Origin of the sequence: Kitasatospora sp. MBT63, assembly GCF_000710465.2 — a bacterium.
In the GTDB taxonomy this organism is placed as follows: Bacteria; Actinomycetota; Actinomycetes; order Streptomycetales; family Streptomycetaceae; genus Kitasatospora.
In genome coordinates, this window is record NZ_JAIZ01000621.1 from 1 (window position 1) to 1,088 (window position 1,088).

The window sequence follows — 1,088 nt, forward strand, 5'->3', positions numbered from 1 at the left end:
TGTATTGACCCGCAGGGTTGTTGACACGGCTGATCGGTGGTTGTCCTCCGATGGCGGTGTGGCAGCGATGGTAGTTGTAGCGGTGGAGGAAGTCGGGGAGCGCCTCGGTTCGTTCCTGGTTGCTGGCGTAGGGCCGCTGGTAGGCCCATTCGTCGAGCAGGGTGCGGTTGAAGCGCTCGACCTTGCCGTTGGTCTGCGGGCGGTAGGGGCGGGTGCGCTTGTGGGCGATGCCGGCCGCCCGCAGGGTGTCCCGCCACAGGTGCGACTTGTAGCAGGCGCCGTTGTCGGTCAGGACGCGTTCGACGGTGATGCCCAGGTCTGCGAAGAAGGCCTGGGCCCGCTGCCAGAACGCGGCCGCGGTGTCCTTGCGTTCGTCGGGCAGGACCTCGCTGTAGGCCAGGCGGGTGTGGTCGTCGACGGCGCTGTGGACATAGCTGTAGCCGATCTTCGGTGTCCCGCTCGAAGTTCTCAGGCCGGTGGTGGCGTACCGGTTGCTCTCGCCGGCCTGCCGGTCCATGACGCGGTGGCCGCCGCCGTCGGGGATGTTGCCGAGCTTCTTGATGTCGACATGGACCAGTTCGCCGGGGAGTTGGCGCTCGTAGCGGCGGATGACCTGGCCGGTGGGCCGGTCCATCCATCGCAGTCGGTTCATTCCGTGGCGGGTCAGGATCCGGTGGACCGTCGAGGGCGGCACACCGAGGATCGGTCCGATCCTGGCGGGGCCGAGCTTGCGTTCACGTCGGAGTCGGCAGACCTCGGCCTCGGTCGTGGCCGGTGTGCGGTGCGGGGTGGTCCGGGGACGACTGGGCCGGTCGTGCAGGCCCGCGTCGCCCTCCGCCCGCCAGCGTCGGACCCACTTGTGGGCGGTCGTGCGGGAGATCCCCATCTCGGCGGCTATGTGCGCGACAGGGCGTCCCGCCCTGACGCGTTCGACCAGGAGCCGCCTGCCGTGCACGGTCAGGCGGGCATTACGGTGGGACATGAAGACCTCCGGTGCGGTGCAGTCCTAGACAGCTCCACCACACCGGAGGTCTTCACTTTGATCAAGCCCGACCACTGTCAACAACGCTCGTGATCAATACAGCTAG

The 1,088-nt window shown here is 67.8% G+C and carries 1 protein-coding gene; it reads right to left on the reverse strand.

Features of this window, described 5'->3' with window-relative positions; translation table 11 throughout:
* On the reverse strand, positions 1–982 hold a 982-nt coding region (locus AA75_RS32215; RefSeq protein ID WP_033823881.1), incomplete at its 3' end, for an IS481 family transposase.
* Positions 983–1,088: the final 106 nt, after the last annotated feature.